The sequence below is a fragment of the Yoonia sp. 2307UL14-13 genome (genome assembly GCF_037572755.1).
Taxonomy (GTDB): domain Bacteria; phylum Pseudomonadota; class Alphaproteobacteria; order Rhodobacterales; family Rhodobacteraceae; genus Yoonia.
The window spans coordinates 583,224-607,502 of record NZ_JBBIFZ010000001.1 but is presented as its reverse complement, the minus strand read 5'-3'; the positions used below and the strand labels follow the sequence as shown (position 1 = coordinate 607,502).

Genomic DNA, 24,279 nt, shown 5'->3' with positions numbered 1-24,279 from the left:
AATACTCCGCTTTCACCTTATACCACCTAAGCCGATGGCGCCTTGGGCAAGATCGATTGGCTCTATGACAGCGTCGGCAACCGCCGCGAGCAAAGCACGCTTTCGGGCGGCGTCTCCATCGCCGACACCTATTCCTACTGGGCCGACAGCAACCAGCTTGACCGCATAGACCTCGCCACGGGCAACGCCCGCCAGTTCTTCTATGACGCCGCCCGCAACGTCATCTCCGACAAGGTCGGCGCGCGTGATTACGGCTACACCTACGACGCCGCCAACCGGATGGCGTCCTTCTCGGTCAACGGTGTTGTCTTCGCGGAATATGAGTACAACCACCTCGGCCAGCAGGTGGTGAACCGGCAGGTCCAGAACGGGCAGACGATCCACTCAATCCAAGACGCCGCAGGCCAACGGATCGCCGAGTACCTCTACAACGACGCCAGCGGCACGAGCACCCTGATCCCGGAATATATCTGGGCCAATGCGCAAATCGTCGGCGTGGTCGAAAATGGAGCGCTCTGCTACGTCCGCACCGACCACATCGGACGACCTGTCTTTGCGACGGATGATACGGGTGCTAAGGTCTGGACGGCGGCTACCTGCCCTTCGGCGGCGTGCAGGCATCCTCAGGCCCCAACCCCGACCTGCGCTTCCCCGGCCAATGGTTCCAAAGCGAGACCGGGCTGCACCAAAACTGGATGCGGGACTATAACCCGACAACCGGGCGGTACATGCAGGCCGATCCGTTGGGGCTGGTGGATGGACCGGCGATCTATGGGTATGCGCTGCAGAACCCGGGGCGGCATGTGGATCCTTGGGGACTGTTCACTCTTGATGACGCCCGAACAAAGCTAAACAACGACTCGGGCTACGTTCCAAGAAGATGGGACAATCGCTATAACGAGCTTTTCGACTCTTGGTTGGATTTGGAACGTGGCGATATGGGTTGGCACAATAACCTTCCCGAGCCATGCCCATGTAACATAAATGATCGTGGTGATGGATGGACCAACCCAAGACCGTCCAGCGAAAGATATCATGCTGGCGGATATCAAGAGATACGAAAACCCTCGCCTGATGGAAGCGGCGCCAGAAGGCAGTGTGTTTATGATCGAAATGGCCGTTTGATGACCCAGGCTCCTGCTGCGGGAACCGCTGATCGATATTTGCCTAACTGGCCTGATGACCCACCTTCCGTGGGTCAACATTGGAGACATGATGTTCAGCCATATGACCTCGCAATTCGTCTTGGGAGAGAGAATGATTACTACAAAGTGAGACCATTGATGACAGGTGGACAATGCTGTACCGAATAATGTCGGTCGTGGTCCTTTTGACAGAGTACTATTATCTGTCGATTTACTATATCATGTCAGACACGATGAGCTCATACATTGGTCGCGCAGCGTCAAATATTGACAGCGCTCTAAATGGTTTTCTTTTTGCGATAATTATTTGTATGAGCGTGTCTTTCTTAGGGACTATGATAGCAAGTTTCGTTGCGCTATTCGTACCACTGGAAAAAGGAGTGATCCACTTCAAGTACTTTTTTGGACTTCTTGCGGCGATGTCAATTCTATTTGTGCTGGCCGTATGGGTTGATGAGGTGGCCATGGGAACCTAACAGTTACGGTATGGGCCAACTCCTATATCTGACAACGTCCATAATCCTAAACATCCATTAACACTTCTCCCCTCGCCGCATTAACCCGCCCCACGCTGTCCCCGCTGCCATACCGATGTCCGACAAAAGTCCGACGCTTATCCGACACTCGTTTCTCCCCAAAATTTTACGTTAACCTCTCCGCCAAAATCGACCCTTCACCACGTCCGATCGGGAGTTCCTCGCCTCAGCTGACGGCGCCTGGGACGAGCTCGACTGCCTCCACGACAGCGTCGGCAACCGGCGGGAACAGAGCACCCTCACAGGTGGAATCTCCGTTGCCGACACATACACCTACTGGTCCGACACGAATCAGTTCGACCGCGTCGACCTCGCCACTGGCAACGCCCGCCGGTTCCTCTATGACGGCGCAGGCAACGTCATCTCCGACAAGATCGGCGCACGGGACTATGGCTACACATATGACGCGGCCAACCGGATGGCGTCCTTCGCGGTCAACGGCGTGGTCTTCGCGGAGTATGCCTACAACCACCTCGGCCAGCAGGTCATCAACCGCCAGGTCCAGAACGGACAGACGATCCACGCGATCCAGGACGCGGCAGCTGGGGGATGTCTTCGGTTGCCACGGGTCGTCACCAATAGATCCGTCTATGTTCAGTTACGGGCACGGATTCCTGCCCTCTCAGCCGCCTTGTCGATGGCCTGCACCACCACTTCGGGCTCGGCATGGTGCGGCATGTGGCCGATCCCTTCGCGCCGGTCGAGGTTGGCTGAGGGGACGATCTTGATCACCTCTTCGGCATGGATGTGGATCGGCACGGTATCATCGGCGGTGCCGTGCACGATCTCGATCGGGAGGGTCAGTTCGGGGTAGCGGGCCGACATCTCGACGACTTTGGGTCGCAGCGTATTGACCTGCCGGATATTGGCGCGAAAGTTTTCGGGCCGCAAGGTCAGCCGGGCGCCGATATGATCGGCATAGCCTGCGGGGGCGGGTTGCGGGGCGAAAGTACCCTCAAGCCGGTCGCGGATCACGCTCTCGGGGACCAAGGCAGAGATCAAAGGAATCGTGACGACCCCGCCGAAGGGGCTGCCATTGACGGTGTAGTATGACCCCAGCCCACCAGGCCAGGGCATCGTTACCCCGGCCAGCGACACCACCGCGCCGGCATTTGCAGGGCTGTCCTGATCCAGCCCGTCGACCGCCCAGCCATAGGCAACGATCCCGCCAAAGCTATGACCGACCACGATCGGGTCGGTGATGTCCAGCGCCTCTGCCGCGGCACGCAGCATGCGGGCCTGTGCGATGGGGCCCTCGCCCTCGGTTGCGGTCGGGCCGGTTGCCGTACCGGGGACCCTGTCGGTATAGCCAAGACCGGGCCGGTCAAAGGCGGTCACCGTGTAGCGGTCGGTCAGTCGCCCCATCAGGTCGAAGGTGAAGTCACGCAGGTTTCCGCCTGCACCGTGCAGCAGGACGACATGCGGGCCAGAGCCGTCTTGCACGTAGTGCACCTTGGCTCCGCCAACGTCGACAAAATTGCCCGATGGCGGGAAGTCCTGTTCGGCCTGGGTTGCGCGGTACTGCGCGCCACAGCCTGTCAAAACGGCCCCGAGGCCAATGGCGGCGGCGGTGATGGTGAATGCTCTACGTGCCAATTTTATCCAACTCGAACTGTGTGGTCTGGTAAATCTCGTTGATCCAGTTGCCATATAGAAGATGCGCGTGGCTTCGCCACCTGTTTTGCGGTTCTTCCGTTGGGTCATCACCGGGATAGTAATTCATTGGCACATTGATGGGCGTATTGTTCTCGATGTCCCGGTCGTATTCCTGCTTCAGTGTCCCGCTGTCATATTCGAGGTGGTTGAAGATATAGAGCGCCCTGTGCGCCTGATCTTCGACAAGACACGGCCCGGCCTCATCGCTGGTGATCAGGGTTTTGAGGCCTGTGGCTGTGTCGATTTCGTTCTGCCGCATCTCGGTCCAGCGGCTGACAGGTATCACGCAATCGTCTGAAAACCCACGCAGATAAGGCGATGCAGGCGCTGTGTTCCGATGCCGGAAACAGCCAAAGGCCTTGTGGTCGAGGATATGTTTTTTAACCCCGTGGAAGTAGTTGATCATCGCCATGCCGCCCCAACAGACGCCGAACGTAGAATGCACGTTCGTCTGGGTCCAGTCGAAGACCTGGGTCAGTTCGTCCCAATAGGTGACCTCTTCGAACGGCAGGTGTTCGATCGGGGCACCGGTGATGATCAGCCCGTCGAATTTTTCTTCGCGAACATCGCTGAAGGGGCGATAGAATTCGGCCATGTGGGCGGCGGCGGTGTTTTTCGTCCGGTGTTCGGACATACGGATAAGCGACAGCTCGATCTGCAACGGTGTGGCCCCGATCAGCCGCGCAAACTGGTTTTCAGTCTGGATCTTCTTGGGCATCAGGTTCAGCAGCGCGATCCGTAAGGGGCGGATATCCTGGCGGGCGGCGGCGACTTCATCCAGCACCATAACCCCTTCTTTGGAAAGGACATTATAGGCAGGAAGTGCGGCGGGTAGTTTGATGGGCATCGGTGGCTCCTGATCGCGTGGAAAGAGATAGGCGGCTTAGCCGCGCATCTCAAGGGCGTCAGCGATCATGCCGACAAAGCCCTCCGGATCGTGAACTTGCGTGACCGCGTCCATCGGCACGGTGATCCCCCATTTGTCGGCCATGGCCTTATAGCGGGGCTGTCTGTGGGCAAGCGCCTTGGCAAAGGCCCAGCGGATGAAATCGTCGGGGTCGACCTTGTCCGGGGCGACGTTGAACTCGGTCAGGTAGGCCTGCCATGTCGCCAGAAGGAAAGCCGGGTCGTAGGACATCGGCTTGGGCTCGCGGTCGAAGCGACGGATGAGTTCGGCGGTGTGGTCTTCGGCGCCTTTGATCCAGACCATCAGGGTCTTGCTGGAAAGGTCGGTCAGGATCGGGTCGTTTGGGTCATGCGGGTCCACCCATTCGCAGATCGACCCGCCCGTGTCGCAGATGAAATGCGGGTATTGGTAGAGCGCCTGCGCCCGGTCGATAAAGTGGCCGGTATCATAAAGTGCTGCGATTTCAGCGGCTTGGAATTCGTCCTGGCGGCGGGTGTATTCCTTCCATGCCAGCCCGCCTTTGTCAGGATCGCCCGGTTTGCCGAGGTAGGACGACATGGGTTTGAGGTCATCGAAAGAGATGTTCGATCCGATATAGATGCTGTTCGACCGCAGAAGATCGCGCAGGAACGGGACCTTCATCGCCTCTTGCTTGGCGTTATCGGCGATCTTTTCGCCCATGTAGCGGGTGCCGATCCGGTAGTCGATGGAGTAGTGAAACCAGTCCCCATTGTCGCGCAGCATTTTGGACAGATAGGTTTTACCGAGGCCTGACATTGCGAAAAGCAGGACCCTTTTTTGCGGCGCGTTGCGCCAGGCAGAGGCGGTTTTGTAGATCATCTCCGCTTCGTACGGTGTGTTTTCGGTGGATGCCAGCCTTTTCAGTGACTTATCACGCAGATGATGCCTCGTTTTACGCCCAACCCTACACGTTTAAGGCGATCTGGTTGTGCAATTCGGGTCATAATTTCCCAGTGAACACGTAAGCTTCTGTTTTAAAATCATAATATACCGATTCCGCCTATCGGAAAACCATCGGAATTCTATCGGAATTTCATCGGACCCGGGCGCGCGGTTCTGGGGCGATTTGTTAACGTTTCGCCAGCTACCCGGAAATTGCTGAGGATGCCCTTAATCGCCCGTGCGGTCCTGATGCGCGTGGAAGTGGTGAACGGGCCCGTGGCCGTGGCCGACACTCAGCTGATCGGCCTTTGCGATGGCGCCGCTGATATAGGCCTTGGCCCGCTGCGCGGCGTCCGGCAGCGGATGGCCGTGGCCGATTTGCGTGGCAAGCGCGCTGGAAAGCGTGCAGCCGGTGCCATGGGTGTTCTTGGTCCGGTGTCGTGTCGCTGTCAGCGTGGTCATGCCGTCATCGGTGATCAAAAGGTCGGTGGCGTCGGCATCACCAAGGTGGCCACCCTTGATCAGCACGGCTTTGCAGCCAAGATCGCGCAACGCCTGCCCTTGGATTTGCATCGTATTTGTATCGGACGCCTCGCCCTCGCCCAGAAGGTCCGCCGCCTCGGGCAGGTTCGGCGTGATGACTGTGGCGCGGGGCAAGAGCGTATCGCGCAGCGCGGTCACAGCCTCGGCCGCGAGCAGGCGGTCACCGCCTTTGGCGACCATGACGGGGTCGAGGATGATCGGGGCGTTGACCCCTTCCAGGGCCTCTACCACTGTCGCGATCGTTACGGCATCCCCCAACATCCCGATCTTGATCGCATCGATGCGGATATCGTCGCGGATCGCCTTGATCTGGGCCGTGATCATCGCAGGGCTGACCATATCAACGGCGGTTACCCCTTGCGTGTTCTGCGCGGTCAGGCCGGTAATCACGGCCATGGCATAGCCGTCATTGGCCGAAATCGCCTTGATATCCGCCTGAATGCCCGCGCCGCCCGAGGGATCGGACCCGGCGATGGAAAGGATGTTGGGGATCATGTGAGGGCCCTTTCACACGTTGTGTCGGCTATGCGTTACGTGCCCCTTTCCGCACCGCTTTGCAATCTGTTGGGAACGTCGGGTTATGGTTGGTGGGGTTCGTTTTGGGTCGGCGTTATTGGGTTTCGCTGAGATGGTACGGGTCGCGCCGCGAATGGCGGGTCTGCCTATGATGCCTTCCGTTGAACATTTTATTGATGAATGCGGAAGATGCGGGACAGAGCGGCCTTTCGACGTTTCAGCTTGAATGTCCGCTTTTTGGAGTGAGCTAAATTTCCAGAACAAGCGGGCAGTGATCCGAAACTTCAGGATCGTGGATAACGTCGAACGCCCTCACTGCATTTTCTTGGTCGATTAGCATGTAGTCGGCAAAGCGCCCTGGTTTTTTGTATTGCGAGTTGCGTGTGCTGTCGAAGCCCCGCCCCGTCACCAGTTCGGTCAGTCCGGCACTGCCGAGGATCGAAAGCGTTTCGCTATCGGGCTCGACATTGAAGTCACCGCAGATCACCGTGAGATCGTCCGGCTCCGTCAGGTTGCGCGACATGTCGAGCAGCTTACGCGCTTGCTGCGCTCGCTCTGGCGTATCCACTTTCCCATTCAGGTCGCGTAGACCATGCATGTGGGTGATGCTGAGGGCTCGGTTGGAGTCATAGTCCCATACCCGCACACCATGCGCGCTACGTGAGCGCGGGTGCTCGCCGTAACCGACGGGCGAGTAATCTTTGTGTACGAACCCCTGCACCTGTCCGATGATCGGAAAAGAGTGATGCACGAATGTCGCCAGACCCCATTGCGATGGGATCGAGGTATTATCGTCCCAAAGGACCCCTTGGGCCGCCGGACAAAAGATCGCGACATGCTCTGGGAGAACAAGGCTAACGTCGCGAAACATATTGGCGCGTTGCGGCAGGATGTGATCGCCGTCCCGATAAGTCAGCCAGTCTTTTTCGGATTCCGGACTGTGGATGACCTCCTGCAAGCACAAAATATCGGGAGCCGTCCCGGCGAGGTATGGCAGTAGTGCCTCATGGAGCTTTCCACCCCAGCCGTTCAGACACATCACCTTCAAAGCCGCACCCCAACCTTTCGCGTCAAGTATTTCCAACACGTTGGCAGATAATGCGGATTTCCACCAGTGTCCCCTCGGTGATCAGCTCCGTGGTTCCGATGCAGGACCAAGCAGGATAGGGCGCGACGATGAAGGCGTCTTTGACTTTGATGAACGCGTCGAGGTGCTTTCGAAGATCGACGTGGTAGGTCGTCATCTCGACAATATCGGTCCAATCCAAGTTTCCAGCACTGAGCGTCTCTCCGAGAAATGTGAAGGCGTCGCTGAACTGCTCCTCTGGGTCATGCGCGACTGTTCCATCAGGCCGACACCCCGTTACGCCTGAGAAGAAGACGTATTTGCCAGTGTCGAGACCGGGAGCCAGATGCCATTCATCGTGAAAATGAGAAAACGCGGGTGCTGAGAATATCTTGCGCATAATGCCTCCAAGTTTTTGCGCACCTTGAGACATCAAGTCGGCTACGCAACCCGTTTCTTGCTCAAACTCGACTGGCGACATTCGCCTCGGTGCAGCAACTTGGGTGGTTTGGACTCAAAGCCGTCATCCGGCCCTTTCGTTAGGCAGACGCAAATTCCGCGGCCATCCAAGGGCTGCAGCGCGCGACACCCCAGACTTTCGTCGCAGCTGCGCCAATGACTGGTTCATGGTAGTTTCCGACATCACCGCGAGTGTCTTTGGCAAGCGACTTGCTCCTTCAGCCAGTCCACGACTTTCTGCACCGGTTTACGGAGTGGCAAGTCTTGAGGTGTCACGATCCAGATAGAGTTTTCTAAAGGAACGGATTTGGGGTCAGCGACATCAACGATCAAGCCTCGCTCCAGGCTCTCCGCAGCCAAAGAGCGTCGTGACAGCGCGACCCCCAAACCTTGTTCAGCGGCGCGCAACACCAAATCACCGGATGTATAGCGCGGCCCCTCATTCAAGTTGCCGCCCAACTCCTGATAGCGATCCTGCCAGATCGTCCAACTTGCAAGAGGATCGCGATCATGCAGGAGCTGGCACTTGGAGAGGGCAAGTTTCCCCTTCACAGATTTCATATACCTCGGACTGGCAACAGCGATCAGTTCATCGTCCAATAGCGGGTGGCACCTGAACCCGTTCCATGGTCCTTGTCCCATTCGCAGCACGAGATCCGCACGCAATTGTCCTGGCTGTGACATGCGTTGGTCGACAGAGACGGACAGTTCAATCCATGGCAAGTCCTGCTCAAACGCGCCGAGACGTGGAAACAACCATCTGCTGGCGAAGCTTGGCGTGGTTTCAAGAACGACCGACGCTCTCCCTTTGATGCGTCGCACGCTTTCGAGGGTTCTTTCTAATTCTCGAATAGCCTTTAAGGCAGCTCTCCCGACTCTGTTGCCCTCTTCGGTGAACTCGAGAATGCGCCGTCCCTCTACCCGTTCAATCAAATCGACATCCAGTTGCGCCTCAAGCTCCCGCAAGGCGCGGCTCACGGCAGAATGGGCGACGTCTAGGGTACGCGCAGCTGGACGGATGCCACCGGTCTCGTAAATTGCGGCGAAGGTACGTAGCAGGTTAAGCGGTATATTTTTCATGGTCACATTAATAGACCAAAAATAGCCTAAAATAGTCCAGAAATTCTTAGCCTTACAGGTACAGTCTCCCCAACTCATTTGGAGAAAGACTATGACCGACCTGCGCAAACGTTTCAGCCCGAAGGAATTTGACAAATCCGAGATTGATGAGGCTGACGTTGCATCCATCATGGAAGCTGCGGCTTGGGCACCCTCAGCCTACAACGAGCAGCCTTGGAAATTTCACATCGCGCTTCGGCAAAACGAAGCCGCGTTTGCATCGTTTCTGAGCGTGCTGAACGAGGGCAATCGAGGATGGGCAGAGACTGCCTCCGGCCTGATTTTCAGCGTAGCACGCCGAGAGCGCAACCGCGACGGGCTCAAAAACGACTACGCCTTCTATGACACCGGCCAGGCCGTAGCCCATATGACGGTCGCGGCCCTTGAGCGCGGCCTTCAACTGCATCAGATGCAAGGGTTTCTCCCGGCGGACTGCCGGCGTCTGCTTGACCTTCCGTCTGGTATCGATCCGGTCACAGCGATTGCCATCGGCCGTCCTGCCATGGGGCAAGCCCCCGATATGCCGCACCGGGTAAGGAAAGGGCATGATGAGGTCTTCGTGCTTCATCGGGGCACAGAGGCATGATACTGCTGCTGCCCGAGTTGATCGAGACCGAGCGGTGCTGGCTTCGCCCCTTTGAACTCGCCGACCTCGACGATCTGCACGTGCTCTATAGCGATCCCAAGGTCATGACGACCCGCAAGATCGGTGTGCAGGACAAGGCCGGAACCGCAGAGCAACTGAAGGCATTTGTTGACCTCTGGCAGAAGCGTGGGTTCGGCCTCTATGCCGTGTTCGAACGCGGCTCAAACATCTTTGTCGGTGAGTGTGGGTTTCGTCTCTACGCGCCGGATCAACCCGACTTAGTCGAAATCTCTTACGGCCTTCGTCCAAAATTCTGGGGCGGTGGGATCGCCACGGAAATCGCCACCGCAATGATTGACGCAGGATTTAAAAGGCTACTGGACGACACGCTTATCGCACATGCCCAGTCGCAGAATGCGGCGTCCCTTCGCGTTCTGAACAAACTGGGATTTGAGCGATTGGATGTGGGTGCGCTTCGGCTTCCACCGGGACTCACTCGGTGCGCGTTGAACCGCGATCGATGGCAACACATTAAAGGATCAAAGAAATGAAATCTGCACATGTCCCAGAACGGGATGCGTCTCGCTGGACCCCACAGTTCGGTCATTTCGTGCTCATCACGGAAGATGTTGATCGTCTCGCAAGCTGGTATTGCGCAGTTCTCGAAATGGACATGGTGCTTCAGACAGACCGGCTGGCCTTTCTGACCTTCGACGGATTTCATCACCGTTTGGTCATCGCGAAACGTAAGGCGGGTACGCCTGCGGCGACTGAAGACCGGCTTGTCGACCACATCGCCTTCAAATGCAGCGATCACAATGATCTAGCGGTTCAGTATGCGCGGTTGAAATCGAAGGGACACGTTCCCGCCCGCAGCACAAACCACGGCATGATCACCTCGCTTTACTACCCTGATCCGGACGGCACCAAAATCGAGCTCTATGCGGATAATTTTCCGACAATCGCAGCTTTGAACGAGTGGTTTGCAACGGGTGCATTCGAACGGGATCCAATCGGGGCCGACATCGACTTTGAGGACGCGGCAGTCCGGCTGGCGGCAGGTGAAGCCGCCGCAAGCGTATTCGCTCCCCCACAAACATAAGGACAGACTATGAAACTTGCATCTCTCAACGAAGGTCGCGACGGGAAGTTGATCGTTGTCTCTCACGACCTCAAGACAGCGACCCTTGCATCAGGTGTCGCTCCTACTTTACAAACCGCTTTGGAAGATTGGACGAATACCGAGCCAAAGCTGGAAAAATTGGCAGCCCATCTAGAGGCTGGAAAGGTCGACAGCTTTGCTTTTGACGCCAATAGCGCAGCGTCCCCCCTACCACGCGCATATCAATGGCTCGATGCCGGAGCATATATTCATCACATGGAGCTTGCGCGCCGCGCGCGTGGTGCCGACATGCCACCGAACGCGCTGACCGAACCCGCCATGCACCAGGGGGCCTCCGATGATTTTCGTGGACCAACCGCGGACATGGAGCTGATTGACCCAGAGCATGGGTTAGACCTTGAGGCCGAAGTCTGCGTGGTACTTGACGATGTGCCGGTGGGCGTCAGTGAGGATCAAGCCGCAGGACATATCAAGCTGCTGATGTTGGTAAACGATTTGACCCTGCGCAATATTCTTCCCGGCGAGTTGGCTAAGGGTGTGGGTTTTATCCAGAGCAAGGTTGCAAATTCCTATTCACCTGTGGCGGTCACGCCTGCTGCTCTCGGCGAACATTGGAAGGATGGCAAGCTGTGCCTTCCCATTCAATGTCATCTCAACGAGACGCTGATGGGCAATCCCGACTGCGGCGTGGACATGACGTTCAACTTCCCCCGTCTGATCAGCCACGCGGCCAAAACACGCAACCTCAGAGCTGGCACGATCCTTGGCTCGGGCACGGTGTCGAACCGGGATCACAGCAAAGGGTCTTGCTGTCTGGCTGAGAAGCGGATGATCGAAACTGGCGAGGCGACAACGCAATTTCTGAGTACCGGAGACACTGTTCAGATCGAAGTTCTTGATCCAAATGGACAGTCAGTCTTTGGAGCGATCCGTCAGCGCGTCGTGCAGGTCTGACCGGTGGGTATGCTGATCGACGGGGTCTGGACTGACGAAGCCGATGAAACCATGCAGGATGGTCGGTATCGTCGACAGGCGTCAACGCTTCCGCAAAGCCTAGACTCTGAGACAGAAAGTGTAGCGACTGGTCCCGGCGATCTGATCTTCATCGCGTCACAGAGTTGCCCTTGGTCTCATGCTGCAACGATTGTCCACGCGCTGAATGATCTTGGTGACCGAATTCCAATGCACATAGCGAGCGGACCAAGGACGCAAGGCTACCGGCTTGCAAAGAGCGGCCCACTTGCAGGTGGTGAGGAGTATGTTCACCAACTCTATCGGCGGACGGATCCCGACTATACAGGTCGAGCGACCGTCCCTCTATTGTGGGACCGCAAGGCTTCCAAAATCATATCGAATGAGTCCACCTCTATCCTTCGGTTCTTCGATGTATCCGGCCCTGATACCGACTTGCGACCAGCTGAGCACCTTAATGAAATCGACCCGCTTTTGGAGAGCATTCACAGCGGTCTTGCGAACGCGGTCTATCGTGCTGGAAAGGCACAAAGGCAGGACGAATATGACCAAGCGGTCTCGTTGGTTTATACCACCTTGCACAGCTTGGAAGACCGCTTGAGGTTCAGGAAGTATCTGGTCACGACCCATCTGACGGAACCTGATATCCGGCTATTCGCCACACTTGTGCGTTTTGACAGCGTGTATGCGACGCATTTTCGCTGCACGCGCTACAGGCTGACGGATTTTCCAAACCTGTGGAACTTCACACGAGATATCTATCGGTTCCCGAATGTGCGAAAGACGGTGAATTTTGATGAAATTCGGTCCGGCTATTACCTCAATGACGGCGACCACAACCCGCATGGGATTGTGGCGGATCAACCAATGCTAGATTGGTGAGGATCAGAGATGTGCGATGCGTTTCTTACTCAGGTGCATGACACCTTAGCCGAACTGAATAGGGATGGTCTTTTGAAGGAAGCAAGGCCGATTGCGACGTCACAAGGCAAAAACTTCTGGATCAATGAGACCGATGTGATGAACCTTTGCGCCAACAATTATTTGGATCTTGCCGGTGAAACGCGCCTTGTAACGGCTGCACAGGATGCGCTTGAAGAATGTAGTTACGACACGGCAAGTGTGCGATTTATTTGCGGCACGCATGATCTACACGTCGCGCTAGAACGAAAGCTCGCCCGTTTTCTGGGAAAAGACGATGCCATACTCTACGCGGCATGTTTCGATGCGAACGGCGGATTGTTCGAACCGCTACTCGGCCCACAAGACGCGATCATCTCGGACGCTCTCAATCATGCGTCGATCGTGGACGATGTCCGCCTCTGCAAAGCGAAACGCTTCATCTATGCCAATCGTGACATGGATGAGCTGGAAACATGCCTGAAGAATGCGCGCGCTGACAATTCACGCCACGTCATGATTGCAACAGATGGCGTTTTCTCCATGGACGGAACGCTCGCTCCGCTGCCAGAGATTGTTCGGTTGGCAGGCCAGTATGACGCAATCGTCATGGTAGATGACTGCCATGCTACCGGCATCCTGGGGGAGGGTGGTCGAGGCAGTCATGAACATTTCGACGTAGCTGAAAATGTCGACATACTGACCGGCACTTTGGGAAAGGCATTGGGCGGCGCTTTGGGGGATACGTGGCAGGACCACAGCCCGTCATTGACCTGCTGCGCCGGCGATCACGTCCGTATCTGTTTTCTAACGCGCTTCCACCCTCGATCTGTGCGGCGTCGCTTGAAGCGCTCCAGATTATTGAGGAAGAGCCGGAGCGCCGACATCAGCTGCTCCGCCTTGCAACAACGTGGTGGCGCGGCCTGAGCGAAGCGGGTTTTGCTGTCAGCGGCGCAGAACATCCCATCGTACCCATTTATTTGGGGGAAGCAGATACAGCACAGACATTCTCACAGATGCTGTTTGAACGGGGCGTTCTTGCCGCAGCTTTCTCCTTTCCGGTGGTGCCAAAGGGAACAGCACGAATTCGGACCCCGATGAACTCTGCTCTCAACGAAACTGACCTTCACAAAGCCCTTGATGTGTTCGCTGACGTAGGTCGTGAATTGGGAGTGATCTGCTAAATCGTCGACGGTTGCAAAGCAGTTCTTCGTGGATGCTCGCCATTCATGCGCGATGCAGCATCTGTCGAAGTGAGCTCAGAGCGACATTTGACCTTTTCCGTTGAGTCTGCGTTGCCTCAGTAGACATCCAAGGTCGGCAGTGCGGGACCAACCGGACTTTCGCTTCATCTGCGCCAAGGTCTGTTTTCAAGAACTCAGTAAATCGACTAGCTAAGACTAGCATCATCAAAAGCAGTGGAGATTTCTGGCGCAGCCATTACCTGTCCCGGCCTTCACCAACAAGCTTCAAATGCGCATCTTTTCGCATCTGCTGTGCTCTGGTTTCAGCTGTCAGCCAGTCTTTGAAGAGTAAAACATTGCTCCCTTCAGTTTGCCTATGCGGTTCTACCATCCAGTAGGAGTACGTCCCTTCGAGGTGTGGCCCCGGCAGCGTGACAAGCCGGCCCGCTTCTAAATCATCCCTGATCAGAACTGCGCGGCCAAGGGCGATGCCCTGACCTGTCACCGCTGCGTCCAGCAATAAAAAACTATCGCTGAATGTCATATGCCCGGCGAAGGACAGATCGGGTTCTCCCGCCACTGCAAGCCATGTCGTCCAGCCATCTTGAGACCCATCACAGGCTTCGTCGTGCAGTGCGACATGTGCACTCAGATCGGAGAGTTTTGTCACCGGTTTGTCCCGCAACAGTGTTGGTGACGCGACCGGTAGGAGGGTTTCATCGAACAGTTTCGTGGACCTGTGTCCCGACCATTTGCCTCGCCCGAACCGAATTGAAAGATCGAATTTTCGGGTCTGTAGGTCCTCAAGTTCTTGGGAAATATCAAGCTTGATACTGATCTCGGGGTGCTGCGATTGAAACCTGTTCAGGCGGGGTACGAGCCAGCGCGCCGCAAAAGACGGATAGACGCTGATGGAAAGAGATGAACCATCGGTTGCACCTTTGACGGCGCGCCCGGCGTCTTCAAGTGCCTTCAATGACGGTCGAACGGACTCTAGGTAGACCTCGCCCTCCGGCGTCAAGGCAATCGCTCTGTTCATTCTGAAAAACATCTGGCAATTCAGCCGCTCTTCCAAGAGCTTGATTTGATGGCTTACGGCCGTCTGGGTCAGGTTTAACTCCCCCGCCGCCTCGGTGAAGCTTCCAAGGCGCGCGACGGCTTCGAATGCCCTAAGCGCTGCAAGCGGTGGTAGATGGTCAGCCATGTTAAATCCTGCGTTTCAACCTTCGGAGATTACCAAACTTGCCCGATTTGGTCGAAGCAGTTTTATTCATGACCTCATCGAAATGTTTCATTTTCCAAATCCCACGCTGACGCATCTAATTGACATGGGAGGGCATCATGAAGCTCATCGATCATTTTGAACGCTTTGAACCGCCATTGCTTTTTACCTTCGCACAAAACGCAAGAAGACTGGCAGCTGAGGGTGTCGACCTCGTATCGATGGAACAAGGGCAGATGGATTTTCCGACCCCTGCCAACGTCATCGCTGCGGCGAATGCTTTCACCGAAGAAGGTCACGTGCTCTACACAAATGTCGATGGCACTCCTGAATTGAAGGCTGCGATCCGAGCAAAGCTGAGCCGGGACAACAACCTCGAGTTCTCTGATGAAGAGGTCTTTGTAGGCGCTGGAACTTCGCAGGTCATATTCAACGCCTTTGCCGTCACACTGTCTCCGGGCGATGAGGTCATCATTCCAACACCCGCATGGACAGTATTCTCTTTGGGTGTCACCGCAAATCGTGGGAACGTGGTTGAGCTTGCTACCACACAGGTGGAAGGGTTCAAACTTACGCCCCAAAAGCTTGAGTCTGCAATCACTGACCGCACTCGCTGGCTGATCCTAAATTCACCGTCCAACCCGACCGGCGCGCTCTACTCCCCAAAGGAGTTGCAGGCCATTGCGGACGTTTTGGAAAGACATCCCCACGTTTCGGTGATGAGTGACGATCTCTATGAGCATCAAGTCTATGATGACGCCGAGTTTCTCAATATCCTGAATGTGGCACCACATCTGCGAGACCGTGTTCTGGTGATCAATGGCGTCGCGAAGACGTTCGGAATGACAGGCTGGCGAATAGGGTATGGTGTCGGGCCACACCACTTGCTCACTGCGATGAAATGGTATCAAGCACCTGCGTCATCCAGCCCATGTCATGTCAGTCAGGTTGCGGCTGTCGAAGCGCTGAATGGGCCTAAAGACTATCTGAACGATCGCCTCCGTCTCCTTCAGGAACGTCGCGATATGTTGGTCTCCGGGCTGAACCAAATCCCAGGATGGTCCGCTTTGTCGAGCGAAGGGGCTTTCTACGTGTATGCGAGCTGCGAGGGCTTGATTGGCGCACAAATACAAAATGGTGACAGGCTTGAGGACGATGTGGATGTCGCAATGTACTTGTTGCACCACGCTCATGTTGTGACGGTACCCGGCAGAGCTTTTGGTTTGTCCCCCTTTATCAGGATGTCGTTCGGCTCCTCTTCGGAACGGGTCGCTGAAGGACTGCGGCGCATCGCGGAGGCAACGGGGCAGCTAAAGGGAGTTGGCTCATGAAGTTTTTCCGTTGGGGTGCAGTTGGCCAGGAGAGACCCGGTGCCTTTGACGCAGGCGGCAAGAAGCGGGATCTGACATCGCTGGTGCAGGATTTCGGGCACAATACACTTCATAAACTCACAGGCGAGATTGATTTGGATCGGTTCCCCGTGGTCGACGAAACCAATGGGTCGATAAGGTTTGGACCGCCTATCTCACGACCTGGCAAAGTTCTCTGTGCCGGCCTCAATTATCGCGCACATGTAAACGAGGCAGGGGCAAAAGTACCGGAAGAACCGGTGTTGTTCTTGAAATCGCCAACGTCTCTATCTGGTGCGAACGACGACGTGGATCTCCCATCTTGGTCGAACGCCCTCGATTGGGAAGTGGAGTTGTGCGTTGTCATCGCGCGCCGGGCTCGAAACATAACCACAGACCAGGCACTTGATCATGTTTTTGGCTATGCCGTTGGGAACGATCTGTCGGACCGAGAAATTCAACTGAACCGGGGCGGTCAGTGGACCAAGGGAAAGAGCGCAGATGGGTTTTGCCCGCTGGGTCCATATTTGGTCACACCGGACGAGGTTGAAAACATCCAATCCTTGAGTTTGTGGACTCGTGTGAACGGTGAAACGGTTCAGCGCAGCTCCACCGCAGACATGATCTTCTCGGTTGCTGAGATCATCGCATATGCGAGCAATCTCATGACCCTGGAAGAAGGGGACGTGATCATGACAGGAACGCCCGAGGGGTGCGCCATGGGTCGTGCCAACCCGCCTTGGCTGAAGCGCGGAGACATTGTCGAGTCCGGCATCGACGGATTGGGCGATCAAAGCTTTAGGATCGTCGCGTGAGTGAACCGCCGAAAATATCATTGCTCAATGGCCCGACACCCTTAATGCCGCTTCCGCGTCTCAGCGACCATCTTGGCGGGCCCGACATATGGATCAAAAGAGAGGATCTGACGCCAATCGCTGGCGGCGGCAACAAACTCAGAAAACTGGAGTACATTGCTGCCGATGCGCGCCTAAAAGACTGCGACACGCTCGTCACGATTGGTGCAGCACAATCCAACCATGTGCGTCAAACCATGGGGGTCGCGCGCGCGCTTGGTATGCAGGGCGTTGGCATACTCGTTGAAGAGGTTGCTGGGAGCCAAAAGGACAAGTTGGGCAATGTGCAACTTGATCAGCTTCTCGGTGCAGAGTTGAATTACCGCTCGAAGCTTCTCGGCTACGATGAATTGCTATGTCAGGAAGTTGATGGCCAGAAGGAACGAGGTCGACGTCCCTATCCTATCCCGGCGGGCGGTTCCACGGCGCTTGGTTGTCTCGGTTCAATAGATCTTGCTGAAGAAACAGACCGACAACTCGGGCATTTGGCCGCCACCAATACAACCATCATCTTGGCAACCGGCACGGGGGGCAGTCAGGCCGGGTTTATCTCATATGCCCCCCACGCAAAAAATATCTCGCGTGTAATCGGTCTTAGCGTTGGCGCCACGGAAGATCGACAGCGCGAAAAGGTCGAACACTGTATCCAAGCGCTACAGGTCGAGGGTTACGCCCGCGAGATCGCCGCAAGCACTAAGATTGAAATCGCTGACGCCTATCGAGGACCATCTTATGGGGTGCCCGATCAAGCGACATGGCAAGCGATCCGATTGGTTGCCGAATTGGAGGGGATTTTTCTCGATCCAATCTATACCGGCAAAGCAATGGCCGGTCTGATTGATCTCGTCCGCAATGGAGACATTCCAAAGAACGGGTCAGCGGTCTTTATTCATACTGGTGGCGTCCCCGTACTTCCGGCATTCGAATTGGAGGAGACTGAAAGATGATAGACGAAAACACCCCACGAAAATCAGGCTCAATCAATCACCTGCGCCTAACGGTTACAGACATTCCACGTTCCGAAGTTTTCTACGGTCGGTTTGCTGAATTTATGGGCTACAAACTAGTAGAACGAACCGAGACGCGCCTATCATGGGCGATGCCCGCGTCACATGGCAACCTTCAGTTCCTCATATTGAGCGTGGCAGAAAACGCCCAGCCACATGATCGCTACGCGGCCGGTTTTCATCATTGCGCCTGGAACGCAGAAACTCGGGAGCAAGTCGACCAATTTCATAACCTGCTGGTCGAGAATGGTGTCGAAATCCTCGACCCGCCTGCCGATTATGGCTACGAACCCGGCTATTATGCCGTTTTCTTCGCCGACCCGGACGGGTTGAAGCTCGAACTGGCCTATGTTCCCCAGTGCGGTAGTGAAACGTATTGGCACCTCTTTGAGGCGCGTGGTGTCAATCCATTGGATGACATTCAGTACCAATCCGGCAGCAATGCGACAGGCTAGTAGCAGAGTGTCAAACAAGGAGCCGCATTCATGTGCAGTGGGATCAATACAACGCTTGAAGACGCGATAAGACACAGAAGATCTGTCCGGCGGTATTCGAAGGCCGCTCTATCCGTGGAACAGGTCGAGAGAATTCTGTGGGCCGGGCAAGGCATAACCAGCGAAGACGGCCTCAGAACCGTTCCATCTGCGCATGGTTTGCAGCCGCTCAGACTGGTTGTGGTGCCTGGACGGGTCGACGGCTTGCCAAACGGCACTTATGACGTCGATCGAGAAACAAACAGGCTCCGGCAGATGCACGACAAGGACGTCCAGGCGCTTTTGAGAGACGCCGCGGTAGACAATCAAACTTGGATCGCCGATGCCCCTCTACTCGTATCCATTTGCGCTGACTACACAAAACCGTGTCGAGCATTCGCAGACCAAAAACCATATGGGCGGCGAGGCTCTCGCTACGTCGAAATCGAAGCGGGTGCGGCAGCTCAGAATATGATGCTCATGGCCACCAACATGGGATTGGGTTCGGTACTTGTAGCGGGTTTCGACGACGATCGAACGGCTGATGCACTTGGTTTGGAATTGCCCTTTAGCCCGGTGCTACACCTTTGCTTCGGAATTGCTTTGAGCTAGCGGGAACATGCCAGAACCGCGTCAGTAAATAAAGCGGGCGGTCTTGGACGATTTTCTGTCCAATACAAGCTCGTTGAAGCCTCGATGTCATCAACAAACGGACGACGTTTCAAAAATCTTATAGGGCAACCTTGCGGAACCATACGAGATGCGGACGTCGGTCACTCTTTTGCAGACATTTGAGCCAGGCGCAGCATCCGGTACAATGGGCTCACAGCCGAATTTCGCTGCATGCTCCACGAATGGCTGCTAGGCCATGTCACGCCGCCTGTCCCTCTGCGCCCCGGATGGGGACACGTGCGCGGCGCGTCGATCCGTCGATAGGCCACCCCACGGGTCTGCCCCTCCTCACACCAGAATTGCGCTCTGCCCCCGAAACCCCCATATAAGTCCTTAGAAGATCGGGAGAGTTTTCATGGTTTTACCCTTTGACGGCGGCATCAGCCGCTATTTCCGCGAGGATGCTCCGAAAGAGGTGCGCAAGGCGATCGAAAATGCGGGTAAATCGAAAATCCTGAACCCCGATTTTCCATATGATGACCGTTGGGACAAGGATGAATACGAGGACGCGCTGGAACGGTTGCAGCTTCAGCTGGTCCGCATGCAATCCTGGGTCAAAGAAACTGGCCAACGCATCGCCATCGTCTTTGAGGGGCGCGACGCGGCAGGCAAAGGCGGGACGATCAAGCGTATCCGCGAGAATCTAAACCCGCGCAACACAAAGGTCGTGGCCCTGTCGAAACCGACCGAAACCGAGGCGGATCAATGGTATTTCCAGCGCTACATCGCGCATTTGCCCGCGAAAGGTGAGCTGACCATCTTTGACCGGTCCTGGTACAATCGCGGCGTGGTCGAACATGTCTTTGGCTTCTGCACGCCGGAACAGCGCGAACGGTGGTTCAGCCAGACGCCCGAATTCGAACAGATGCTGGTGGATGAAGGGATCACGCTGATCAAGATCTGGCTGAATGTCGGGCGGGCGACACAGCTGAAACGTTTCCTCGACCGCGAAAAAGACCCTTTGAAGCAGTGGAAGCTCAGTTGGATCGATGTCGAGGGCCTCGCGAAATGGGATGCCTATTCCGCCGCGATCGGCGAAACGCTGGAACGTACCCATACCGACGATGCCCCATGGACCGTGATCCGGTCGGACGACAAGCGCCGCGCACGTGTGCAGACGATCCGGTCGATCCTGCACCGGCTGGATTACACCCATAAGGACGAAAAGGCGCTGGGCCCGCTTGACCCGGAAATCGCAGGGGGCCCCGACCTCTGGCATGCCTAAACGCGGTTATCACCACGGCAATCTGCGCGAGGCCCTGATCACAGGGTGCTTGTCGCTGATCGAAAAGCGGGGCCCGACCGGGTTTACCCTGTCCGAGGCCGCGCGCGAGGCGGGCGTGACCCCCGCCGCCGTCTATCGTCATTTCGAAGGCCGCGAGGACCTGATCGCCGCCGCTGCCCATCAGGGATACGAGATTTTCGGCGATCTGATGGAGTATGCCTATAGCGATGGCCAACCTTCCGCGCTGACGGCGTTCGAGGCGACGGGGCGCGCCTATCTTGCCTTTGCCAACAAATATCCGGGCCATTACATCGCGATGTTCGAATCCGGCATCTCGATCAATCGTACGCCCGAACTGCACGCCGTTGCGACCCGCGCCATGGGTGTGCTGGAAAAGGCCGCTGCGGAGTTGAGCCAGCATATCCCGGAAGAAAAGCGCCCGCCGCCGCAGATGTTCAGCGCCCATATCTGGGCGATGTCGCATGGGGTTGTCGAACTGTTCTCGCGCTCCAACCCCGGCACCAAAAGCCCCTTCCCGCCCGAGGACCTGCTGGAAAGCGGGATCGGCATCTACCTGCGCGGCCTTGGCCTGATCGCACCGGATCGCTGACATGGACGGAACGCTTGCCGTGATCTGGTTTCTGACCAGCCTGACCGATATGAAGATCAATGAATGCCCGAACGGGTGCCTGACCCGGCAAGACGCCCCTGCCCGGCTGTCAATCCAGGGCGCACAGGTGATCTTTCAAGAGGATGATATCGGTGAAGAGATTTATGTCGGCTACGACTCGCCCTATCGTTACGGCCCGTTTCACCTGACCTACGGCGCCTCGGTCACCGATGACGGCGCAGCATGGATCGGCGCCGGGGCGAAATGGACGACGCGGAATATCCTTGACGGGCCGTTTTTTATCGAAACATCGTTTATGCCGGGCCTTTATGCGCGCGGTGATGGCCCGGATCTGGGTGGTGCGCTGCATTTCCGGTCGGCGTTGGGGGCGGGGTACGTCTTTGACAACGGGGCGACGTTGACGGTCAGCTATGATCACCGGTCGAATGGGGATACGCAGAACGTCAATCCGGGGCTGGAAACGCTGGCAATCCGCTATGCGTTCACTTTTGAATGACCCAAACCACAACATATGGTGCAATCTCGCCACAGGTTGGTGCAAACCGGTAGCGGTGTCTGCATTCTGTTACAAGCTTGTCATCAACTGTATAAATAAAGGCATCAACCGACACGCGAGTGAGGTGATCCGCGCTGACAAATCCTTTAGTCAGCGATCAAATTTTTTGCATTCAAATGACCCTTATATGTCATTGAAAAATAATATTTTTCCGGCGAGCCCTTCAAATCATGTAGCGGTATACCTATGTATACATCAAATGGAGGGACAATGATCGCAACATTTCTGACACCTGAAGCCGCCCCATTCTCAATCGCACTCTGCGTCGTCTTCGGGCTGTTTCTGCTCGAAATCATCGCCCTGATCCTCGGGGGCAGCGTGCTGGCCGCCGGATCGGATGCACCGGACGTCGATATCGACTTGGATGCCGATTTTGACATGGATATCGACGCTGATTTCGACGTCGACGCGGAGATGGATGTCGAAATGAACACGCCCGATACGGATATCGCGCCGTCAGGGCTGCTCGGCTGGCTTGGGCTGAAGGACGTACCCTTCCTAATCTGGTTCGTGTCCTTCCTGACCATCTTCGGTCTGTCTGGCCTCGTCATCCTGCAAATGGGGACCGCCATCACCGGCCTCACGCTGCCTTTGATCATGACGATCCCGGCGGCTACCGTGATCAGCGCTTACTGCACGCGCTTCATCGCCACCGTGGTTGCGGCAATCATGCCCAAAACCGAAAGCACCGCCATGCGCACCCGCTTTCTGGGCGGCCACTACGGCACGATCACCCAAGGCACCGCCCGCCGCGGCAGCCCCGCTGAGGCCAAGATCAAAGACCGCCACGGCAACACCCATTATTTGCGCGTCGAACCGCTGGAAGACGATGCAGAGATCAGACAAGGCGCCGAAGTCCACGTGCTGCGCAAGCGCAACGGCATGTTCTACGTCGTCGACATCACTTAACCGACCACAAAAAATCAAACAATTTCAAAGGAGAAGCACATGGAGTTACAATCCATACTTATCATTGCGGCCGCCATCATCGGCCTGTTCATTTTCATCGGTCTGATCATGGCCCGATTATACCGACGCGCGACGCGCGAGGTCAGTCTTGTCAAAACCGGATCGGGCGGGAAAAAGGTCATCATGGACGGCGGCACCATCGCCATCCCCTTCCTGCATGAAATCAGCCAGGTCAATATGAAGACCCTGCGGCTGGAGGTTCACCGCAAGGACGACGCATCGCTGATCACCAAGGACAGGATGCGGGTCGATGTGGGTGTGGAATTCTACGTCTCGGTCAACGCCACCGAAGACGGCATCAGCCGCGCAGCGCAGACCCTTGGCGACCGTACGTTCAACGTCGAACAACTGCGTGAGATGATCGAAGGTAAACTGATCGACGGCCTGCGATCCGTTGCGGCCCGGATGACGATGGATGAACTTCACGAAAATCGCTCTGAATTTGTTCAAGAGGTGCAGAACGCAATTTCGGAGGATCTTTTGAAGAACGGTCTGGAACTTGAGGCCGTGTCACTCACAGCCCTTGACCAGACATCGTTTGAGGCACTTGACGAAAACAACGCCTTTAACGCCGTCGGTATGCGCAAACTGGCCGAGGTCATCGCGACCTCGAAGAAAGAGCGCGCATCGATCACGGCCGAGGCTGACGTGGCCGTTCGCCGTGCCGAAATGGAAGCCGAACGTCTGAAGTACCAGATCGAACGCGACCAGAAGGAGGCCGAGATCGCACAGATCAAGGAAATCCAGATCCTTGAGGCCGAGCAGCAGGCGGAAATCATCCGCAATCAGGAAATCTCGGATCAGGCAAAGGAACAAGCCCGTATCGAAAAGGAACGCGCCATTCGCACGTCCGAAATCGAACGCGAGCGCTTCATCCGCGAGGCCGAAATCGCCAATGAACGCGAGTTGGAAGTCGCCGATCAGGAACGCCAGATCATCATCGCGCAAAAGTCAGAGGAAGAAAGCCGCGCACGCGCATCCGCCGACGCGGCCCGCGCCGAAGCCAAGAAAGCGCAAGAGGCGATTGAGACCGCCCGCGCCGTCGCCGAAGCCGACCGTGCCAAGCAGATCGCACTGATCGAAGCCACGAAAGAGGCTGAGCGTCAGGCAACCGCGATTCGTCTGGCCGCACAGGCCGAAAAGGACGCGGCAAGCGACCGGGCCGCGGCGCTCAAGGAAGAGGCGACTGCCGATGCTGACGCGATCACGATCCGGGCTGACGCAAAGAAAAGCGACATGCTGGCCGAGGCCGAAGGTCGCCACGCGATTGCCGGTGCCGAAAACGCGCTGAGCGCCGAGATCATCAAGATGAAGCTCGACATCGCGCGGCTCGAGGCCCTGCCTGCCATCGTGGCCGAAATGGTGAAGCCTGCGGAAAAGATCGACAGTATCAAGATCCATCAGGTCACTGGCATGAATGGCGGTACTTCGGGTGACGGGAAGTCGGGCGCCCCGGTCAACCAGGCGCTCGACAGCATCATGGGTATGGCGCTGCAGATGCCTGCGATGAAGAAGCTGGGTGAGGAACTGGGGCTGAGCATGGAGGGTGGCTTGGCCGAGGTGACGGGCAGCGCCTACCCTGCGCAAGCGAAAACGGACGAGGTGATCCAGTCGCCGGAAGGTGATGTGGTCGACGCCCCCAAGGCGAACGGTGCAGCCCCCGCCGCGTAAGAACCGGGCCTTATCATACCCAAAGCGCCGCCTGC

At 56.5% G+C, this 24,279-nt stretch carries 26 protein-coding genes and 2 pseudogenes; 19 read left to right on the top strand and 9 right to left on the bottom strand.

Features of this window, described 5'->3' with window-relative positions; genetic code table 11:
* Positions 1 to 12 precede the first annotated feature (12 nt).
* Positions 13 to 384 carry a hypothetical protein gene (locus V8J85_RS20020; protein WP_445285867.1) on the bottom strand — a complete coding sequence of 124 codons (372 nt, stop codon included), beginning with the start codon at positions 382 to 384 and terminating at the stop codon, positions 13 to 15.
* Positions 385 to 611: 227 nt separating this feature from the next.
* Here V8J85_RS20020 and V8J85_RS20015 point away from each other — a divergent pair.
* The 3 genes and pseudogenes from V8J85_RS20015 to V8J85_RS03165 form a co-directional block, all read left to right on the top strand.
* Positions 612 to 761 (top strand): annotated as a pseudogene (locus V8J85_RS20015) (RHS repeat-associated core domain-containing protein); the annotation flags it as partial.
* Positions 762 to 984: 223 nt separating this feature from the next.
* On the top strand, positions 985 to 1,125 hold the full coding sequence (locus V8J85_RS03170; RefSeq protein WP_339952147.1) for a hypothetical protein: 141 nt from the start codon (positions 985 to 987) through the stop codon (positions 1,123 to 1,125).
* A gap of 241 nt (positions 1,126 to 1,366) precedes the next feature.
* Entirely contained in the window at positions 1,367 to 1,621 is a 255-nt protein-coding gene (locus tag V8J85_RS03165) for a hypothetical protein (protein WP_339952145.1), read from the top strand.
* Between the two features lie 654 nt (positions 1,622 to 2,275).
* On the opposite strand, the gene V8J85_RS03160 is transcribed toward V8J85_RS03165, so the two are convergent.
* From V8J85_RS03160 to V8J85_RS03130, 7 genes are all read right to left on the bottom strand, one after another.
* Complete coding sequence (locus V8J85_RS03160) at positions 2,276 to 3,277, bottom strand: alpha/beta fold hydrolase (protein ID WP_339952143.1); 1,002 nt, start codon at positions 3,275 to 3,277, stop codon at positions 2,276 to 2,278.
* Complete coding sequence (gene metA / locus V8J85_RS03155) at positions 3,267 to 4,184, bottom strand: homoserine O-acetyltransferase MetA (RefSeq protein ID WP_339952141.1); 918 nt, start codon at positions 4,182 to 4,184, stop codon at positions 3,267 to 3,269. Before metA ends, V8J85_RS03160 begins: the two co-directional genes overlap by 11 nt.
* 36 nt (positions 4,185 to 4,220) lie before the next feature.
* The gene (locus V8J85_RS03150) at positions 4,221 to 5,084 is read right to left on the bottom strand and encodes an ATPase (RefSeq protein WP_339952139.1); all 864 of its coding nucleotides are present in this window, start codon (positions 5,082 to 5,084) and stop codon (positions 4,221 to 4,223) included.
* A 291-nt stretch (positions 5,085 to 5,375) separates the two neighbouring features.
* Entirely contained in the window at positions 5,376 to 6,185 is an 810-nt protein-coding gene (gene thiD / locus V8J85_RS03145; RefSeq protein ID WP_339952137.1) for a bifunctional hydroxymethylpyrimidine kinase/phosphomethylpyrimidine kinase, read from the bottom strand.
* Positions 6,186 to 6,453: 268 nt separating this feature from the next.
* Positions 6,454 to 7,245: an endonuclease/exonuclease/phosphatase family protein gene (locus V8J85_RS03140; RefSeq protein WP_339952135.1), complete on the bottom strand. Its 792-nt coding sequence runs from the start codon at positions 7,243 to 7,245 to the stop codon at positions 6,454 to 6,456.
* A 31-nt stretch (positions 7,246 to 7,276) separates the two neighbouring features.
* Positions 7,277 to 7,672 (bottom strand): RidA family protein, encoded by a 396-nt coding sequence (locus V8J85_RS03135; protein WP_339952133.1) that lies wholly within the window; start codon positions 7,670 to 7,672, stop codon positions 7,277 to 7,279.
* 242 nt (positions 7,673 to 7,914) lie between these two features.
* Positions 7,915 to 8,889 carry a LysR family transcriptional regulator gene (locus V8J85_RS03130; RefSeq protein WP_339952131.1) on the bottom strand — a complete coding sequence of 325 codons (975 nt, stop codon included), beginning with the start codon at positions 8,887 to 8,889 and terminating at the stop codon, positions 7,915 to 7,917.
* A gap of 13 nt (positions 8,890 to 8,902) precedes the next feature.
* Between V8J85_RS03130 and V8J85_RS03125 the strand changes: the two genes are divergently transcribed.
* The 6 genes and pseudogenes from V8J85_RS03125 to V8J85_RS03100 all read left to right on the top strand — a co-directional run bounded on the left by V8J85_RS03125 (position 8,903) and on the right by V8J85_RS03100 (position 13,615).
* On the top strand, positions 8,903 to 9,436 hold the full coding sequence (locus V8J85_RS03125; RefSeq protein WP_339952129.1) for a nitroreductase family protein: 534 nt from the start codon (positions 8,903 to 8,905) through the stop codon (positions 9,434 to 9,436).
* Positions 9,433 to 9,987: a GNAT family N-acetyltransferase gene (locus V8J85_RS03120; protein WP_339952127.1), complete on the top strand. Its 555-nt coding sequence runs from the start codon at positions 9,433 to 9,435 to the stop codon at positions 9,985 to 9,987. The genes V8J85_RS03125 and V8J85_RS03120 overlap by 4 nt, the downstream gene beginning before the upstream one ends.
* Positions 9,984 to 10,538, top strand: a complete 555-nt coding sequence (locus tag V8J85_RS03115) for a VOC family protein (protein WP_339952125.1) — start codon at positions 9,984 to 9,986, stop codon at positions 10,536 to 10,538. Before V8J85_RS03120 ends, V8J85_RS03115 begins: the two co-directional genes overlap by 4 nt.
* A 9-nt stretch (positions 10,539 to 10,547) precedes the next feature.
* Entirely contained in the window at positions 10,548 to 11,513 is a 966-nt protein-coding gene (locus V8J85_RS03110; protein WP_339952123.1) for a fumarylacetoacetate hydrolase family protein, read from the top strand.
* 9 nt (positions 11,514 to 11,522) lie between these two features.
* Positions 11,523 to 12,413, top strand: coding sequence for a glutathione S-transferase C-terminal domain-containing protein (locus V8J85_RS03105; RefSeq protein ID WP_339953061.1), 891 nt, complete (start codon positions 11,523 to 11,525; stop codon positions 12,411 to 12,413).
* 9 nt (positions 12,414 to 12,422) lie between these two features.
* Positions 12,423 to 13,615: pseudogene (locus V8J85_RS03100) on the top strand (glycine C-acetyltransferase).
* A 256-nt stretch (positions 13,616 to 13,871) separates the two neighbouring features.
* On the opposite strand, the gene gcvA reads toward V8J85_RS03100, so the two are convergent.
* Positions 13,872 to 14,819, bottom strand: coding sequence for a transcriptional regulator GcvA (gcvA, locus tag V8J85_RS03095; RefSeq protein ID WP_339952121.1), 948 nt, complete (start codon positions 14,817 to 14,819; stop codon positions 13,872 to 13,874).
* 137 nt (positions 14,820 to 14,956) lie between these two features.
* On the opposite strand from gcvA, the gene V8J85_RS03090 reads away from it, so the two are divergent.
* The 10 genes from V8J85_RS03090 to V8J85_RS03045 all read left to right on the top strand — a co-directional run bounded on the left by V8J85_RS03090 (position 14,957) and on the right by V8J85_RS03045 (position 24,244).
* The gene (locus tag V8J85_RS03090) at positions 14,957 to 16,168 is read left to right on the top strand and encodes a pyridoxal phosphate-dependent aminotransferase (RefSeq protein ID WP_339952119.1); all 1,212 of its coding nucleotides are present in this window, start codon (positions 14,957 to 14,959) and stop codon (positions 16,166 to 16,168) included.
* The gene (locus V8J85_RS03085; protein ID WP_339952117.1) at positions 16,165 to 17,001 is read left to right on the top strand and encodes a fumarylacetoacetate hydrolase family protein; all 837 of its coding nucleotides are present in this window, start codon (positions 16,165 to 16,167) and stop codon (positions 16,999 to 17,001) included. The genes V8J85_RS03090 and V8J85_RS03085 overlap by 4 nt, the downstream gene beginning before the upstream one ends.
* The gene (locus tag V8J85_RS03080) at positions 16,998 to 17,987 is read left to right on the top strand and encodes a 1-aminocyclopropane-1-carboxylate deaminase/D-cysteine desulfhydrase (protein ID WP_339952115.1); all 990 of its coding nucleotides are present in this window, start codon (positions 16,998 to 17,000) and stop codon (positions 17,985 to 17,987) included. The genes V8J85_RS03085 and V8J85_RS03080 overlap by 4 nt, the downstream gene beginning before the upstream one ends.
* On the top strand, positions 17,984 to 18,502 hold the full coding sequence (locus V8J85_RS03075) for a VOC family protein (protein WP_339952113.1): 519 nt from the start codon (positions 17,984 to 17,986) through the stop codon (positions 18,500 to 18,502). Before V8J85_RS03080 ends, V8J85_RS03075 begins: the two co-directional genes overlap by 4 nt.
* A gap of 30 nt (positions 18,503 to 18,532) precedes the next feature.
* Positions 18,533 to 19,132, top strand: a complete 600-nt coding sequence (locus V8J85_RS03070) for a nitroreductase family protein (RefSeq protein WP_339952111.1) — start codon at positions 18,533 to 18,535, stop codon at positions 19,130 to 19,132.
* Positions 19,133 to 19,547: 415 nt separating this feature from the next.
* The gene (gene ppk2, locus V8J85_RS03065; protein WP_339952109.1) at positions 19,548 to 20,417 is read left to right on the top strand and encodes a polyphosphate kinase 2; all 870 of its coding nucleotides are present in this window, start codon (positions 19,548 to 19,550) and stop codon (positions 20,415 to 20,417) included.
* Positions 20,410 to 21,027: a TetR/AcrR family transcriptional regulator gene (locus V8J85_RS03060; protein ID WP_339952107.1), complete on the top strand. Its 618-nt coding sequence runs from the start codon at positions 20,410 to 20,412 to the stop codon at positions 21,025 to 21,027. The genes ppk2 and V8J85_RS03060 overlap by 8 nt, the downstream gene beginning before the upstream one ends.
* A gap of 1 nt (position 21,028) precedes the next feature.
* Complete coding sequence (locus V8J85_RS03055; RefSeq protein ID WP_339952105.1) at positions 21,029 to 21,544, top strand: acyloxyacyl hydrolase; 516 nt, start codon at positions 21,029 to 21,031, stop codon at positions 21,542 to 21,544.
* 270 nt (positions 21,545 to 21,814) lie between these two features.
* The gene (locus tag V8J85_RS03050) at positions 21,815 to 22,513 is read left to right on the top strand and encodes a YqiJ family protein (protein ID WP_339952103.1); all 699 of its coding nucleotides are present in this window, start codon (positions 21,815 to 21,817) and stop codon (positions 22,511 to 22,513) included.
* Positions 22,514 to 22,552: 39 nt separating this feature from the next.
* The gene (locus V8J85_RS03045) at positions 22,553 to 24,244 is read left to right on the top strand and encodes a flotillin family protein (RefSeq protein ID WP_339952101.1); all 1,692 of its coding nucleotides are present in this window, start codon (positions 22,553 to 22,555) and stop codon (positions 24,242 to 24,244) included.
* The last annotated feature ends 35 nt before the right edge of the window (positions 24,245 to 24,279 follow it).

What these genes read in the sequence shown, in the direction of transcription:
- metA (WP_339952141.1), bottom strand. Translation starts at nt 4,184, where the DNA reads ATGCCCATCAAACTACCCGCCGCACTTCCTGCCTATAATGTCCTTTCC.
- V8J85_RS03045 (WP_339952101.1), top strand. Translation starts at nt 22,553, where the DNA reads ATGGAGTTACAATCCATACTTATCATTGCGGCCGCCATCATCGGCCTG.
- ppk2 (WP_339952109.1), top strand. Translation starts at nt 19,548, where the DNA reads ATGGTTTTACCCTTTGACGGCGGCATCAGCCGCTATTTCCGCGAGGAT.
- V8J85_RS03060 (WP_339952107.1), top strand. Translation starts at nt 20,410, where the DNA reads ATGCCTAAACGCGGTTATCACCACGGCAATCTGCGCGAGGCCCTGATC.
- V8J85_RS03050 (WP_339952103.1), top strand. Translation starts at nt 21,815, where the DNA reads ATGATCGCAACATTTCTGACACCTGAAGCCGCCCCATTCTCAATCGCA.
- thiD (WP_339952137.1), bottom strand. Translation starts at nt 6,185, where the DNA reads ATGATCCCCAACATCCTTTCCATCGCCGGGTCCGATCCCTCGGGCGGC.
- V8J85_RS03055 (WP_339952105.1), top strand. Translation starts at nt 21,029, where the DNA reads ATGGACGGAACGCTTGCCGTGATCTGGTTTCTGACCAGCCTGACCGAT.
- V8J85_RS03110 (WP_339952123.1), top strand. Translation starts at nt 10,548, where the DNA reads ATGAAACTTGCATCTCTCAACGAAGGTCGCGACGGGAAGTTGATCGTT.
- V8J85_RS03170 (WP_339952147.1), top strand. Translation starts at nt 985, where the DNA reads ATGATCGTGGTGATGGATGGACCAACCCAAGACCGTCCAGCGAAAGAT.
- V8J85_RS03135 (WP_339952133.1), bottom strand. Translation starts at nt 7,672, where the DNA reads ATGCGCAAGATATTCTCAGCACCCGCGTTTTCTCATTTTCACGATGAA.
- V8J85_RS03090 (WP_339952119.1), top strand. Translation starts at nt 14,957, where the DNA reads ATGAAGCTCATCGATCATTTTGAACGCTTTGAACCGCCATTGCTTTTT.
- V8J85_RS03120 (WP_339952127.1), top strand. Translation starts at nt 9,433, where the DNA reads ATGATACTGCTGCTGCCCGAGTTGATCGAGACCGAGCGGTGCTGGCTT.
- V8J85_RS03165 (WP_339952145.1), top strand. Translation starts at nt 1,367, where the DNA reads ATGTCAGACACGATGAGCTCATACATTGGTCGCGCAGCGTCAAATATT.
- V8J85_RS03140 (WP_339952135.1), bottom strand. Translation starts at nt 7,245, where the DNA reads ATGTGTCTGAACGGCTGGGGTGGAAAGCTCCATGAGGCACTACTGCCA.
- V8J85_RS03115 (WP_339952125.1), top strand. Translation starts at nt 9,984, where the DNA reads ATGAAATCTGCACATGTCCCAGAACGGGATGCGTCTCGCTGGACCCCA.
- V8J85_RS03070 (WP_339952111.1), top strand. Translation starts at nt 18,533, where the DNA reads ATGTGCAGTGGGATCAATACAACGCTTGAAGACGCGATAAGACACAGA.
- gcvA (WP_339952121.1), bottom strand. Translation starts at nt 14,819, where the DNA reads ATGGCTGACCATCTACCACCGCTTGCAGCGCTTAGGGCATTCGAAGCC.
- V8J85_RS03105 (WP_339953061.1), top strand. Translation starts at nt 11,523, where the DNA reads ATGCTGATCGACGGGGTCTGGACTGACGAAGCCGATGAAACCATGCAG.
- V8J85_RS03150 (WP_339952139.1), bottom strand. Translation starts at nt 5,084, where the DNA reads ATGATCTACAAAACCGCCTCTGCCTGGCGCAACGCGCCGCAAAAAAGG.
- V8J85_RS03125 (WP_339952129.1), top strand. Translation starts at nt 8,903, where the DNA reads ATGACCGACCTGCGCAAACGTTTCAGCCCGAAGGAATTTGACAAATCC.
- V8J85_RS03130 (WP_339952131.1), bottom strand. Translation starts at nt 8,889, where the DNA reads ATGAGTTGGGGAGACTGTACCTGTAAGGCTAAGAATTTCTGGACTATT.
- V8J85_RS03085 (WP_339952117.1), top strand. Translation starts at nt 16,165, where the DNA reads ATGAAGTTTTTCCGTTGGGGTGCAGTTGGCCAGGAGAGACCCGGTGCC.
- V8J85_RS03075 (WP_339952113.1), top strand. Translation starts at nt 17,984, where the DNA reads ATGATAGACGAAAACACCCCACGAAAATCAGGCTCAATCAATCACCTG.